The following is a 14,198-nucleotide window of genomic DNA, read 5'->3' as shown; positions in this document are numbered from 1 at the left end:
GCGTCAGTCCCGAATGAGCGGGAAGACCGTCCGGCGGAGCGTCGTCGCGCCGATCGGTACGAGGTCGATGCGTCGATCCTCCGCGCCGGTGGTCCCCTTCGCCCGGGGCGACGGATCCATCACGTCGATGCGGACGACCACACCCGGCTGGGCGTAGTCGCGTCGCGCGGGCATCCGGACCACCCGTGCGTCACGGACATTCGATGCGCGGAGAACCGGACCCCGGCGCGACGAATCCTCCGCCGAGGTCACATCCAGATCCGCCAGGGTGCTGCCCGCGTAGGTCCTCGTCGACGTGTCACGATGCGGGATCTCCTGCGCGAAGACAAGCGGACCGGCGGCCACGGCCGCGCGACCGTCCCGGGTCTCGATCAGTCGGACGCGATGCGGCAGGCGAAGGCGCACCCGCGCAGTCCCCGCCCACCTCCCGCTGATACGGAGATACGCCCCCGTGCGGGCGAGTGCGACATCGTCATCCCCGTCGACGTCCACACCGGGCTCTGCGCACCATCCCGGAACCCGGAGCTCGATGACCAGCGGCCCCGGCTCGGCCTCGACGAGCAGATCGACCTCCTCCGCGAAGGGGAAGTCGGTGCGCTGCGTCACCCGCACCTCTCCGCGCGGCCCCGGCACACGCACAGAGAGCGGGCCGTAAAGATCCACGCGCACTCCGTCGGGAAGCGGAATCACGGATCGCGTCGCGACGATCTCGATCATCCGGCCGGCGTTGGGGGCGCAGCACACGGCCGCGTCGTCGTGGGTGGGCGAGTAGTCCCAGCGGGTGCCCTGCGCGCGGGACGCGGCATCCTGGTTCTCGGCATGGAGATATGCGACGGCAGTGCCGTCCGGTCGGACGCCGGCGGGATGCGCGTTGAGGAAGACCGCCTCGACGCGATCGAGCCATGCCGGATCACCGGTCGCATCCGCGGCGACCACCGCGGTCGCGGCGAGCTCGGTGAGTGCGCACATCTCCTCGCCCGCCTCCGCGAGGTGGACCGGCTCCCGGCCCGGGGCGCCGAGGGTCTCATCGGAACGCAGGCCCCCCGACGCACCGAGCGCAGGAGCGAGCTTGCGCGCACTGCGATCGAAGAGGGCTCGCCACGGATCCGCGTCCGCCCTGTCGGACTGCATCACCGAGATCAGCAAGGGCACACGGGCGTGCTCGGCGACATGCGCGCCGTGGCCGGAGAAGGGCTCGTCCGATTCGAGCCGCGCGCGTTGATGGTCCCCGAAGGGCGCATCGAGCTCCCCGCGCGAGTAGGCCTCGTACACCTCGGCGGCCAGGACTCGGTGACGCACGTCGCCGGAGCGCACGAACGCGTCCGCGAGCAGATCCACGACCATCAGGTCGTGCCCGGTCCCACGGACGTGCGCGAACGCCGAGCCGTCGGCGACCTGCCGCTCCAGCTGTCGGGCGATCGCGGAGACCGCCCGGTCGATCGCCGCGTGGACCTCGCTGTCACCGGTCGCATCGGCCCAGGTGCGCAGCGCACGCAGGAGGCAGGTCCGCGTCCAGAGATCGCCGGCGACGAAGCCGTGAGACGTGCGCACCTCGCGCGTGAACATCCCGAGGTAGCCGTCGTCGTCTTGGGATCCGACGATCCGCCGCACCCGTTCCGCGGCATCCCGGCGCTCGGCGTCCGTGCCGACGAGCAGGACATGGGCGAGCCACGCCGACAGCCAGTTGCCCTCGCTCTCCCCGTTCCACCAGGCCACCTGCTCCGCGTTGGCCGCCTCCGCGCCGCGCCCGAGGCGCCCTGACACGAAGACGTCCCCGCCTACCTCGGGGACCAACCGAGGGAGCTGACCCACGTATCCGTCGAGGGCTGCCCGTGCGCCGGCGCGCATCCAGCCGCTGAGTTCCACGGACGACAGCGGGACGCGTGGCAACGGGCGCGGAGAGGGGAACACACCCGCCATGGTGGCAGACTCGCTCTTCGCCGCGCCCGGCGCCCGCTCAGACGGCAGCGGTCTCCTTCCGGCGCCGTGTCACGCCGTTCTCGTCGTCGACCTCCAGGACGGTGAAGGCGTCGATTCCGGCCTCGACGGCAGCGGCATCCGTCGTCTCCGGACGACGCGGCCACCAGAATCTGTCGCCCGTCCGGAACGCCAGGGCCGGCACGATCACCGTCCGCACGAGGAGGGTGTCGATGAGCACGCCGATGCAGACGATGACGCCGATCTGGGTGAGGGTGATCAGCGGCAGCACGCCGAGCACGGCGAACACGGCCGCGAGCAGGATACCGGCGCTCGTGATCACCGCGCCGGTGGCGGCGAGCGCGCGGATCATGCCCTGGGTCGTCCCCCGCGTGCGCGCCTCCTCCAGAGCGCGCGTGACGAGGAAGATGCTGTAGTCCACGCCGAGCGCCACGAGGAACAGGAAGCTGAACAGCAGCACGTTGGTGTCGATCGCGGGGAATCCGAACAGCGGCGTCTGGAACAGCCACCAGCTGGCGCCGACGGCCGAGAAGAAGCTCGCCACCACGGCCAGGAGCAGGAGGATCGGCGCGACGAACCCGCGGAGCAGGATCACCAGCACGATGAACACCAGCACCAGGATCAGCGGGATCACCAGCGCCTGGTCACGGGCCTGGGCGTCGGCGACATCGAGGGCGCGGGCGTCGAGACCGCCCACGAGCCCCTCGCCGGAGCCGACATCGTCCAGCGCCGACCGCATCCGCTCTACGGTCGCCAGCGCCTCCTCCGTCTCCGCCGCCGACGACAGGGTCACGTCGATGCGGGCGATGTCGTCGTTCTGCTCGCCGACCGTGGCGCTGTCGACGCCGTCGAGGTCGGCGAGCGCCGCGGCGGCCTCCTCAGCCTCGTCGACGGGCACGACCACGACCGAGGGCGACGTCGAACCGGCCGAGAACGCCTCCGCGAGCACCTCCTGACCGACGACGGCCTCGGGCTTCTGCAGGAACCGGTCGTTCTGCGACAAGCCGGTCTGCACGAAGAAGACACCGCTGGCGAGGATGCCGAGCAGGACGAAGCCGCTCGTGGCCACGACGACGGGGCGACGGGCGACGGCGCGGCCGAGCTTCCCCCACGGGCTGCGCGACAGCGCATCGGCCGAGCCGAAGCGCGGGATGTAGGGCCAGAAGATCCAGCGCCCGAAGAGGACGAGCGCGGCCGGCAGGACGGAGAGCGCGAAGATCATCGCCACCACGATCCCCACGGCGCACGCGAGACCGAGCGCGCGGTTGCCCGACAGCTCGCCGAACAGGAGGGTCGCCAGCGCGAGGGCCACCGTCGAACCGCTCGCGATGATCGCCGGGCCGGCGCCGCGGAGCGCCCTGCGCATCGCGGCGCGACGGTCGGCGTAGCTGCGCAGCTCATCCCGGTATCGGGCGATGAGCAGCAGGGCGTAGTTCGTGCCCGCACCGAAGACGAGCACCGACAGGATGCCGGTGGTGGAGGCATCCAGCTGGATTCCGACCGCGGCCGCCACCCGGGCGGCGATGATGCCTGCCAGGACGTCCGAGACACCCACGACGATCAGCGGGACGATCCACAGCGTGGGGCTCCGGTAGGTCACGAGGAGGAGGATCGCCACGACGACGACGGTCGTGAGGATCAGAGTGAAGTCCGCACCTTCGAAGACCGCGGCGATGTCGACCTCGAAGCCCTCGGCGCCGGTGAAGTACACCGTGACCCCGTCGAGGTCCGTCGCGGCCGCGGCGCGGATCTCGACAGCGCGCTCGGTCTGCTCCTCGACGTTGGTCAGCGGTTCCAACGGCACCACGACCAGCGCCACGGTGCCGTCGTCGGAGACCTGAGCGGGCGGGACGAACCCGTCGGGCGTGAACTCGGCGAGGTCGCCCATGGCGTTCTGGTTGATCTGCGCGAGTCGCTCTTCGTCGAGCTCCTCCCCACCGCCGGAGAAGACCAGGAGCGCCGAGGTGGTGTCGGCGCTCGGCAGCTCCTCCAGGAGCGCGTCGACCTGACGGGACTCCGCCGTGTCGGGGAGACCGACCGGTGGCGCGGTGTCGCCGTCCGAGCCGGAGCCCAGGGCGAAGATCCCGCCGGCGGCGGCGATCGCGAGGACCAGGACGATCCACGAAGTTCGGGCGGAGGTGATGAAGCGGAGCAGAGCGGCCATGACGACTCCTCGGGAGGGAAGGAAGGGGGTGCGGGTACAGGCGTCGAGCTGATCAGATCACAAAGTAGTTAGATTGCCTAGATACTAGCCGAGGGATGGTACTTGCGGGTACGCTTTCTCCATGGACGCCCCTCCTCCCCCCGCGGGCGCAGCCGCGGGCATGATGCCGCGCCGTCCGACCGTGCTCCTGCGGGAGCTCATCCAGACCTCTGCCGACTTCGAAGCGGCATTCGGGGAGAAGCTCTCCGTCAATGCCACGGATCTCGACGCGATGGAACACCTCCTGCAGGAGGGACCACTGGGGCCGAGCGAGCTCGCCCGCCGGCTCGGGATCACCACCGCGGCGATGACCACCGCGGTCGATCGCCTGGTCGACCTCGGGCACGTCACCCGAGAGCCTCACCCGTCGGATCGCCGCGCCGTGCGCGTGGTCCCGACAGACTCGTCGCGGGCCAAGGCGATGTCGATCCTCATGCCGATGGTGCGCGGACTGGATGCCGAACTCGACCATTTCGACGAGGACGAGCAGCGGATCATCACCGAGTACCTCGAGCGGATCCTCACCGCATACCGGTCGCACACACCGGAGCCCTCGCGGGCACGCCGCGTCCGCTGACGGGAAGGGCTCCGCGGGCAAGAAAGAAGCCCCGCCGGCGAACCGGCGGGGCTTTCTCACTGTCTCAACACAGTGTGCGCCCGAAGGGACTCGAACCCCTAACCTTCTGATCCGTAGTCAGATGCTCTATCCATTGAGCTACGGGCGCCCGGCCCGCGATCTCCCGCGGGCCAGCGACCAGAATACATGACCCCCGCCGCGCTCGCGAATCGACACGGGTCACTCGGGCGCGTCGCCCGCACCCTCCGCCGCGACTGTCGTGACGTGTCGGCGATGGGCGGCGAGTCGCGGCAGATCCACGAGGCGGAGGGACTGCATCCGCGCCGCGCGCATACGCTCGTAATCGGGGTCGAGGTCCGGCCGCATGCCCTCGACGGTGAGCCGTCGCTGCAGGTTCGCTTCGACGTCCCCCCACGCCGCGTCCCGCGCGTCCTCCACGAGTTCTCGCACCGCCTCGGCATCCTCGGCCCGGCGGCGGAGCTCCTTGGCGACGCCGACGTACTGACGGCGTCGCTTACGGAGGTTGCGGGTGTCGCGGTCGCGGTAATCGTGCGTGCCGTCCGGATCGCTGAACCGACCCCACGCCTTCTTCACCTGTCGCCGTGCGAGGTCCCCCGCCTGCTGCTGCTCGTCGGCGAGGGCGATCAGCGTGTCGTGCGCGAACGGCGCGAAGGCGTCGGGATCGAACGGCGCACCGTGAGCGATCGTCTTGACGAGGATGTGGTTGCGTACGGTGAGCCGGGCGGCGGCCGTCGCGATGGCGACACCTTCCGCGATCGCGTCCGCTGTCTTGCCCATGCGACCTCGCGCCTCCTCCGTCTAGAGAAGGCTATCCGAGAGCCGGACTCGACGGCCGCCCGCTCGGGCCGTGCGTATCAAGTCGCCGACATCCGTGCAACCCCCCGGAATCGGCCGGCTCCGCGGTTAGCGTCGAAGACACAATCCTTCGAGAGGAGCGGTTCATGGGATTCATGGAAGACGCCAAGAAGACGGCCGAGGCCGTCGGCGAGAAGATCTCGGACGAGTGGGACAAGACCACGGACCGTCTCAGCGACAAGGCCGACGAGATGAAGGCCGACGCCGAAGTGAGGAAGGCTGAAGCGGAGGTCGACAAGGCCGAAGCAGAACGGGACTCGGTGCACACGCGCAACGAGATCCGGGAGGAACTCCGCGACTGACACGCGGACCTGTCGCGGCGACACCGCGACGACCCAATCGGGGGGCCTCGGAGAATACTCCGGGGCCTTCTATGTTCCTCCCATCCGATCGCCCCGGCGCTCCGAACAAAGGATGAGCGCACCCTCTCCTCCCCGCCTGGGGTGAGGTCGGAGGTCGGCGCTCAGCCGCCTGGGGTGCGGCAACGCTCGGGCTCGCCTACCAGCGGGGGAGGCGGGGACGGCGGAACATCGTCTGGGGAGGATGTCCGCCGACCCTCTTCCGCGGGGCGGGCCCGAGTCGTCCGTGGAGCAGGATCGAAGGCTCAGGCGATGGCTGCGATGGCTGCGATGGTCCAGGATGCCGAGACCTCGGCCCCGGGCTCGATGACGATGAGGCCGGCGTCGAAGTCGTACTGATCGGCGTTGAAGGCGTCCGGCGCGCAGGTCATCGGCTCGACGGCGAGACCAAGCCGTGAGTCCTCCTGACGCGGCTTGTCGGCTGTGTGGATCTGCACCCACGGGCACGCGGCGTCCCAGCGCATCTGCACACCTCGCCCGGCGGCATCCGTGAGCCGCACGGCGGCGATCCCGTCGTCGTCGCGTGTCAGGGCGGTGTAGGCGTGGTCGATCTCGACCGCACCGATCGTGCGCGCCCGGCGGAAGTCGAACCGGTCGGCATCGATGTCGACGCTCTCGAGCGAGGTCGGGATGAGGCGGTCCTCGGTCACGGCCAGCACCTGGGCCGCCGGAAGCGCGAGGGTCCAGTCGTCGACCGTCCCCGCACCCGCCACGAGGTAGGGGTGAGGTCCGGTCCCCCACGGCGCGGCCTCATCGCCGTCGTTGCGCGCCGTGACCGTCTGAGTGAGCCCATCGGGCCCGAGCACGAACGTCGTCGTGACGACGATCCGCCACGGGTAGCCTGTCTGGGCCGAGATGACCTGGGCCAGCGTGACGTGGTCGGATCCCTTGTCGACGGCTTCGTAGTCGAGCCACGCGGCGAGGCCGTGCAGGGCGTGTCCGCGAGCCGGCTCGGTGAGGGCGAGACGGCGCTCCTCCCCGCCGAAGGTGTACGTTCCGTCGACGACGCGGTTGGGCCAAGGCACCAGCGTCGCACCCCGGTAGGACGGGCGCACCTCGTCCGCGTCGAAGGGGACGACCAGATCGCGACCGGCGACGGTCAGCGAGCGCAGGGTCGCCCCGACGCTGGAGATGATCGCCTCGTAATCGCCGGAGCGGAGGGAGTGCTGGATGCCGGACAGGGGCGTACGGGCCATGAGTGGGTGATCCTCGGGTCGGGTTGGGGGGATGAATCTGACGTTTCAGTATCGCGGCAGACGGTGGGGGTCGACGGATGCACCGCCGACCCCCACCGTGTCGGTGTTCAGCTGCAGCTGCGCGCTGCCAGCGACACCTCCGTCTGGACGGAGCGTCCGTCGGCGGTCGAGGCGGAGACCTCGATCACGCCGGCGGTGTAGGCCGCCGTGCGGGTGGTGAAGGTGTACGTCGCCTTCTTGCCGGGGGCCACCACAGCGGTCTTCGACCCGTAGCGGCTCTGGATGACCACCGTCGCCGCGGCGTCCGCGTCGTTGGCGATCGTCACCGACTCGAGCACCTTGCCCGCGAGGCAGCGCGTGACCGCCGTCGCGGTGACGGCGAGACCGGCCACATCGACCTCCTCCGAGACCGACGTCGCGACCAGACCGTCGCGGTACCCGTCGTAGGTCGCCGTGACGGCGGTGACGCCGGCCGGCGCGGTCGCCGTTGCGGTTCCGTCGACGAGCGCGACGGTCTCCGACCAGGCGCCGCCGGCGAAGGTGACGGTGCCGACGACGTCGCCCTCATCCTCCGCGCTGACGGATGCCGTGAGCTCGCGGCCGTCGGCGTCGAGCGTCGTGGTGGAGGCGACCGCCTCGACGTCGCTCCAGCTGTTGACCGCATCGAGGACCTGACCCGAGACGTTCACGAACGAGCCGTGACGCGGGCTGGCGGGAAGCCCGCCGCGCTGACGCACGACCCACGAGCTCCGCTGCGACAGCCGATCGGCCTGCGAGCTCGAGGCGATCTCGTCGCCCGTCGTCACGAACGCCCGGTAGCCGCCGTCGCCGTAGTTGTCCACGAGGAAGACGTAGCCGTCCCCGGTGTTGTTCGGGTCACCCTCGTTGAGCTTGATCACCTGCGGACCCTCGCCCGCCTGGTTGGTCTCCAGCGTGGTCATCCGCGTGTCGGTGAGCTGCCACGTCTGCGCCGGATCGGCCGACCAGTTCGACCGGGCGGTCGGAGCAGTGAGGACCTGCGACTTCTCCAGGAAGATGTCCTTGCCCGCCTCCAGTCCGTCGGCTGCGCCACCCTCTTCGTTCTTCGTGAAGCGGTAGTAGAAGTCGTCGATCTTGATGACGGTCGAGTCGATGCGGGCGTACCCGGTGTCCTGCCAGCTCTGCGGCGGGTAGGTGAAGGTACGGAAATCGCGCGTCAGCACGTAGAACATCCGGGCGTAGAGGTTGTCGCTGTTGCTCTTGCTGGCGTCGGAGTACAGACGCGAAGCGAAGAACAGCACGTACGACTGCAGCTCGTCATCCCAGTACGCTTCCGGCGCCCACGTCATGCCCGCGGCGGGCTGGTTGACGGTGATGCCGGAGTTCTCGTCGTTGGTGCGCTCCCAGTTGACGAGGTCGGTCGACTCCCAGATGTGCACCTTCAGGCTGCCGTCGGACTGCGCGGGGCCCCAGCCGGTGCCGCATCCGATGCAGAGGTCGGTGGCGATCATGTAGTACTTGTCGCCCTCGGCCGAGCGGAGGATGTACGGGTCGCGGAGACCGGTGGTGTCGGCGGTGTTCTCGACCGTGGGCTGCCCGCCGTTGACCGGCGCGAAGCTGAAGAAGTCGTTGCCGGAGGTGGCCGCCTGGTAGATCCGCTCGTCCGAGTCCGACTTGAAGTACGCCGCGACGTAGCCCTCGTCCGGAGCCGTACGGGCCTTCTCGGCGACGTCCAGCGTGAACGTGCGCGTCGCCGTCTGACCGTTGAGGGTCGCCGTCGCGGTGAGCGTGACCTCGCGGTCGCCCTCACCGTACGCGGGACGCATGACCAGACCGCCGCCCTCGAACGGGTCGGCCGCACCCACGGCCGGCGCGACGTAGGCCGGGTCGGTGGCGGTGACGAGCGCCGGGTCGGAGGACTCCCACGTGATGTCGGCGCCGTTGACGGAGCCCTTCACCGCGAGAGGCAGGTTCTCCGTGGTCCGCTCCTCCAGCACGATGGCGTCGAGGTCGGCGCCGACGGTGGGGGCGATGACGGTCGCGTCGAAGGTCAGGGTCGACCCGAGCGAGGTCGTGGCGGTGAGCGTGACCGGGGTGTTCTCGGTGATCGCCCGCGACACGACGCCGGTGGTCGAGATGACGGCGGGGTTCGACGACGCCCAGGTGAGGTTCACGCCGTTGACGCTCGCGCCGAGCGTGAGGTCGGAGGTGACGCTGTCGAGCGACGGGTTGGCGCCCAGCATGTTCGCGAGCACCTCGCCGCGAAGGAGCGCTGCGGTCGCCGCGGTCTTCTCCTCGGCGTCGGGCATGCTCGCCGTCACCTCGTCGGCGGTGAGGGCGACGTCCCAGAACTTCATGTCGGAGACGTCCGCGCGCAGCAGCGCGTCGCCCTGGTAGAGGGAGCGACCGATGTAGCCGAGCGTGTTCCCGGCCGGGATGATCGAGCTCATCGAGCGGTTGTGCGTGAGCGTCGAGATCACCGCGCCGTCGCGGTAGAGGGTGAGCGTGTTGCCCGAACCGACCATTGTCAGGGTCGTGAAGCCCGGGTTGAGGCCTCCGCCCGCGGGCATCCGGCTCTCGCCGTTGTTGCCGTCGGTCTTGACGCGGATCGCGGCCAGCACCTGGTTCGTGTAGCCGCCCTGAGCGGATCGGGGGCTCAGGAAGATGTGGTTTCCGAGCTGCGTGGTGTTCCAGGGGCCGACGCCGTCGCCGATGACCCACCCGAAGTTGTTCCCGGCGGTCTGGGTCGCCACGGTGAACTCCACCGTGAAGTCGTTGTCGGTCCCCGTCACGAGACCCTTGGGCAGCGAAGCGTATCCGTCCGCGCGGAAGCGCAGGACGTCGTCGCCTCCGGCATCCGCGAAGGATGCCGAGGTGAGTCCCGTCAGCGTCGCGTGACGGGCGTTGCCGGACACGTCGAGCAGCTGCGAACCGCTGTGCGACATGTCGTAGTGTGCCGTGGGCGCCGGCAGCTCGGCGGCCGTCGCGACCGCCGGGGCCAGGCCCACGCCGGTCAGCGCCATGACGCCGGCCACGGTGCCGGCGAGTCCGCGGCGGAACGCGGAACGCCGGCGCTGCGGCTGGATGGTGGATCGTCTCATCAGTGAGACCTTCCTCTCTTTTTCGGGTGGGGGGCCACGCTCGCGGGCGAGCGCTCATACACCTCGTGAGCTCAGAAACCCTGGGCGAGGCGGTAGTAGGCCTGGTTCCAGCGGACTTCGTGCTGGAATCGGCGGAGGGTGGTGTCTTCGTCGATGACGAGGAGTTCGGTGCCGGCCATGTCGGCGAAGTCGCGGAACACCTCGATGCCCACCGCGGTCGTCATCACCGTGTGGTGGGCAGCGCCGGCGGTCAGCCAGCACGCCGCGGAGGTGGCGAAGTCCGGCGCGGGACGCCAGACGGCGCGACCGACGGGGAGGTTGGGAAGGTCGGGCGCGGTGATGTTCTCCACCACGTTGGCGACCAGGCGGAACCGGTCGCGCATGTCGCTCATCGCCACCACGAGCGCAGGTCCCGGGTCGGCGGTGAACACCAGCCGCACCGGGTCGTCCTTCCCTCCGATGCCGAGGGGATGGATCTCCAGCCGCGCCTTCTGCGACGACAGCGTCGGAGAGACCTCCAGCATGTGCGCGCCGAGGATCTTCTCGTCGCCCGGAACCAGGTCGTACGTGTAGTCCTCCATGAGGCTCGCCCCACCGGGGAGCCCAGCGCCCATGACGTTGGCGACACGCACGAGGATCGCGGTCTTCCAGTCGCCCTCCGCACCGAACCCGTATCCGTCGGCCATGAGACGCTGCACCGCAAGGCCCGGCAGCTGCGTCAGGGCACCCAGGTCTTCGAAGCTCGTGGTGAACGCCCCGAACCCGCCCTCCTCCAGGAACGACCGCAGACCGATCTCGATCGCCGCGCCGTCGCGGAGGGACTGGTGACGCTCCGCGCCGGGCCGCAGCTCCGACGCCACGTCGTACTCGTCGAGATAGACCTGCACGAGCGCGTCGATCTCGGACGCGGATGCCGCAGCCACCGCCTCCGCGAGCTCGTTCACGCCCCACGTGTTGACCTGCACGCCCAGGCGCAGCTCCGCCTCGGTCTTGTCCCCCTCGGTGACCGCGACGTAACGCATGTTGTCACCGAACCGGGCGAGCTTCAGCGTCCGCGCCGCCGTCCACCCCGCCGCCGCCCGCTGCCAGTCCTCGACCTGCTGACGAACCGCCGGGTTCGACACGTGCCCCACGACGGTCTTCCGCGTGATACCCAGACGCGTCTGGATGTACCCGAACTCCCGGTCACCGTGCGCCGCCTGATTCAGATTCATGAAATCGAAGTCGATCTCGCTCCACGGCAGCTCCACATTCGCCTGCGTGTGCAGGTGCAGCAGCGGCTTCCGCAGCGCATCCAGACCCGCGATCCACATCTTCGCCGGGCTGAACGTGTGCATCCACGCGATCACTCCGATCACGTCATCCCGGCCGTTCACCTCGAGCGCGAGGCGACGGATGCTGTCGGCATCCTTCAGCACGGGCTTCCACACCACCCGCACCGGCAACCCGGCGAGGCCCTCCGCCACGGCCTGCGACTGCTCCGCCACCTGCCGCAGCGTCTCCTCCCCATAGAGGTTCTGGCTGCCGGTGACGAACCACACCTCGTAGCCGTCGAGGGAGGTGGTGAGCGGAGAGCGGGTCATGCGAAAAGTCCTTCGAGAGTGGGATGGATAACGAGATCAGAGGGCCGCGACGGCCGCGGTTTCGACGGCCAGTCCCGCGCGATACCGGGTCAGGTACGCCGCGAAACCGGGAACGTCTTCGGGGTCGGGTTCGAGCGTGCGGAAGGTCGCGTCGGCGAACACACGCTCGCGCAGGTAGGCGTCGAGGCTCATGTCCGCGGGGGCCGAGAGGTACGCGGCGAGGACCGCGATCCCCCACGCCCCGCCTTCGGAGGCGGTCTCGGCGACCACGACCGGCGCGTCGAGCGCTCCGGCCAGGAAGCGCTGCGCGACGCCGGCGGTACGGAAGATGCCCCCGTGCGCGAACATGCGGTCGAGGGCCACGCCCTCGTTCTCCAACACGCGCATCCCGAGGGCGAGGGTGCCGAAGGCGCCGTAGAGCTGGGCGCGCATGAAGTTCGCGAGCGTGAAGCGGCTGTCGGGCGTGCGGACCACGAGCGGGCGCCCCTCGGCGAGCCCGGCGATGGGCTCGCCGGCGAGGTGGTTGTACGCCAGGATGCCTCCGGCGTCCGGATCGCCGTCGAGCGCCTCGCGGAAGAGGACCTCGAACACCTCGTCCGGGTCGAGGTCTCCCCCGCCGACGGTCGCGAATCGGCCGAACAGACCGACCCACGCGGCGAGCTCGCTCGCGCCGTTGTTGCAGTGCACCATCGCGACGGGGTCTCCGACCGGGGTGGTGACGACGTCGAGCTCGGCGTGCGCGGTGGCGAGGGGCTTCTCCAGGACGACCATCGCGAAGATGCTCGTGCCGGCGGAGACGTTGCCCGTGCGCGGTGCGACCGAGCACGTCGCGACCATTCCTGTGCCCGCATCGCCCTCCGGCGGACAGAGCGGAATGCCCGGACGGAGCACCCCCGAGACGTCGAGCAGCGCCGCGCCCTCCGGGGTGAGGGAACCGGCATCCTGGCCGGCGACGAGCACCTCGGGCAGCACATCGGCGATACGGAGCCCGAAGGCGCGCTCCGAGACCAGCCGGTCGAACTTCTTCATGAGCCCGCGATCGTAGTCCCGACGCGCCGGGTCGATCGGGAACATGCCGGAGGCGTCGCCGATGCCGAGTGCCGAACGCCCCGTGAGCTTCCAGTGGACGTACCCGGCGAGGGTCGTGATGAGGCGCACGTCCGGGACGTGCGGCTCCTCGTCGAGGACCGCCTGGTAGAGGTGGGCGATCGACCAGCGGAGCGGGATGTTCACGCCGAACAGCTCCGTCAGCACGGATGCCGCACGGTCGGTGTTGGTGTTGCGCCAGGTGCGGAACTCGGCCAGCAGATCTCCGCGCTCGTCGAGGGCGAGGTATCCGTGCATCATGGCCGAGACGCCGATGGCGGCGAGGTTCTCGAGCGGGACGCCGTACCGTCGAGCGACGTCGGCGGCGAGGTCGGCGTAGGCGCCCTGGACGCCCGCCCAGACGTCGGCCAGGGTGTACGTCCACACCCGATCGACGAAGCGGTTCTCCCAGGCGTGGGATCCCACAGCGAGGACCGTGGCCGGATCGTCCGCGAGGACGAGGCACGCCTTGATACGGGTCGAGCCGAGCTCGATGCCCAGCACCGCCCGCCCGTCGCGGATCGCCGCGGTGGCGTCGTGGGTGCTCATCGGCGCTCGTCCCCCGCCTGCCCGTAGACGTTCTGGTAGCGGTTGTAGAGACTGTCGATCGCCTCCTGCGGGATCGGGATCAGCGGCCCCGCCTCCCGCGCGTGATGCACCGTGCGCGCGACGTCCTCGACCATCACCGCCGCCTTCACGGCATCCTTCGCCGACACCCCGATCGTGAACGGACCGTGGTTCTGCATCAGCACCGCCCGCGAGCGGTGCCCCGACAGCGTCTCCACGATGCCGCGACCGATCGAGTCGTCACCGATGATCGCGAACGGACCGATCGGGATCGGACCGCCGAACTCATCCGCCATCGCCGTGATCACACACGGGATCTCCTCGCCCCGCGCCGCCCACGCCACCGCGAACGTGGAATGCGTGTGCACCACACCCCCGACATCCGGCATGTTCCGATACACGTACGCGTGCGCCGCGGTGTCGCTCGACGGGCTCCGCTCGCTCCCCGGCGTCCCCGGAACGACGTTGCCGTCCAGGTCGCACAGGATCATGTTCTCCGGCGCGAGATCGTCGTAGGACACCCCCGACGGCTTGATCACGAACAGCTCTGCACCCGGCACGCGACCGGAGACATTGCCACCGGTCCACACGATCAGGTTGTAACGGACGAGCTCGCCGTGCAGCGCCGCGACATCGGCACGCACCGCATCGATCGCGTCCTGGACCTCGGGGGTGAATCGGGGGGCTTCCACGGCCATGGACGTCTCCTTCGGGGCCTCGGGGGTAAGGGCGG

General features: G+C 69.9%; 10 protein-coding genes and 1 tRNA gene. 2 read left to right on the top strand and 9 right to left on the bottom strand.

From position 1 onward, the window contains the following. Positions 1-3: 3 nt before the first annotated feature. Both AB0O93_RS00865 and AB0O93_RS00860 read right to left on the bottom strand, forming a co-directional pair. Positions 4-1,920, bottom strand: coding sequence for a beta-L-arabinofuranosidase domain-containing protein (locus AB0O93_RS00865; RefSeq protein ID WP_363339622.1), 1,917 nt, complete (start codon positions 1,918-1,920; stop codon positions 4-6). A 37-nt stretch (positions 1,921-1,957) separates the two neighbouring features. After that, entirely contained in the window at positions 1,958-4,102 is a 2,145-nt protein-coding gene (locus AB0O93_RS00860; protein ID WP_363339620.1) for an MMPL family transporter, read from the bottom strand. Between the two features lie 121 nt (positions 4,103-4,223). Between AB0O93_RS00860 and AB0O93_RS00855 the strand changes: the two genes are divergently transcribed. Next, on the top strand, positions 4,224-4,718 hold the full coding sequence (locus tag AB0O93_RS00855; protein WP_363339618.1) for a MarR family transcriptional regulator: 495 nt from the start codon (positions 4,224-4,226) through the stop codon (positions 4,716-4,718). 75 nt (positions 4,719-4,793) lie between these two features. Here AB0O93_RS00855 and AB0O93_RS00850 read toward each other — a convergent pair. Continuing rightward, positions 4,794-4,866 (bottom strand) — tRNA-Arg (locus tag AB0O93_RS00850). Between the two features lie 71 nt (positions 4,867-4,937). Then, positions 4,938-5,516, bottom strand: coding sequence for an asparagine synthase (locus AB0O93_RS00845; RefSeq protein WP_363339616.1), 579 nt, complete (start codon positions 5,514-5,516; stop codon positions 4,938-4,940). A gap of 173 nt (positions 5,517-5,689) precedes the next feature. On the opposite strand from AB0O93_RS00845, the gene AB0O93_RS00840 reads away from it, so the two are divergent. Next, on the top strand, positions 5,690-5,896 hold the full coding sequence (locus AB0O93_RS00840) for a hypothetical protein (protein ID WP_363339614.1): 207 nt from the start codon (positions 5,690-5,692) through the stop codon (positions 5,894-5,896). A 302-nt stretch (positions 5,897-6,198) separates the two neighbouring features. Here AB0O93_RS00840 and AB0O93_RS00835 read toward each other — a convergent pair whose 3' ends face one another. The 5 genes from AB0O93_RS00835 to AB0O93_RS00815 form a co-directional block, all read right to left on the bottom strand. Then, complete coding sequence (locus AB0O93_RS00835; protein WP_363339612.1) at positions 6,199-7,149, bottom strand: aldose 1-epimerase family protein; 951 nt, start codon at positions 7,147-7,149, stop codon at positions 6,199-6,201. Between the two features lie 107 nt (positions 7,150-7,256). Beyond that, positions 7,257-10,229, bottom strand: a complete 2,973-nt coding sequence (locus tag AB0O93_RS00830; protein WP_363339610.1) for an immunoglobulin-like domain-containing protein — start codon at positions 10,227-10,229, stop codon at positions 7,257-7,259. 71 nt (positions 10,230-10,300) lie between these two features. Continuing rightward, on the bottom strand, positions 10,301-11,812 hold the full coding sequence (gene araA / locus AB0O93_RS00825) for an L-arabinose isomerase (protein ID WP_363339608.1): 1,512 nt from the start codon (positions 11,810-11,812) through the stop codon (positions 10,301-10,303). A gap of 36 nt (positions 11,813-11,848) precedes the next feature. After that, entirely contained in the window at positions 11,849-13,447 is a 1,599-nt protein-coding gene (locus AB0O93_RS00820) for an FGGY-family carbohydrate kinase (protein WP_363339606.1), read from the bottom strand. Beyond that, positions 13,444-14,163 (bottom strand): L-ribulose-5-phosphate 4-epimerase, encoded by a 720-nt coding sequence (locus AB0O93_RS00815; RefSeq protein ID WP_363339604.1) that lies wholly within the window; start codon positions 14,161-14,163, stop codon positions 13,444-13,446. Before AB0O93_RS00815 ends, AB0O93_RS00820 begins: the two co-directional genes overlap by 4 nt. Positions 14,164-14,198 lie beyond the last annotated feature (35 nt).

It is taken from the genome of Microbacterium sp. NPDC077184 (genome assembly GCF_040687055.1).
Classification (GTDB): Bacteria; Actinomycetota; Actinomycetes; order Actinomycetales; family Microbacteriaceae; genus Microbacterium.
The sequence above is the reverse complement of the archived record's forward strand: the minus strand, read 5'-3'. Positions and strand labels throughout refer to the sequence as shown.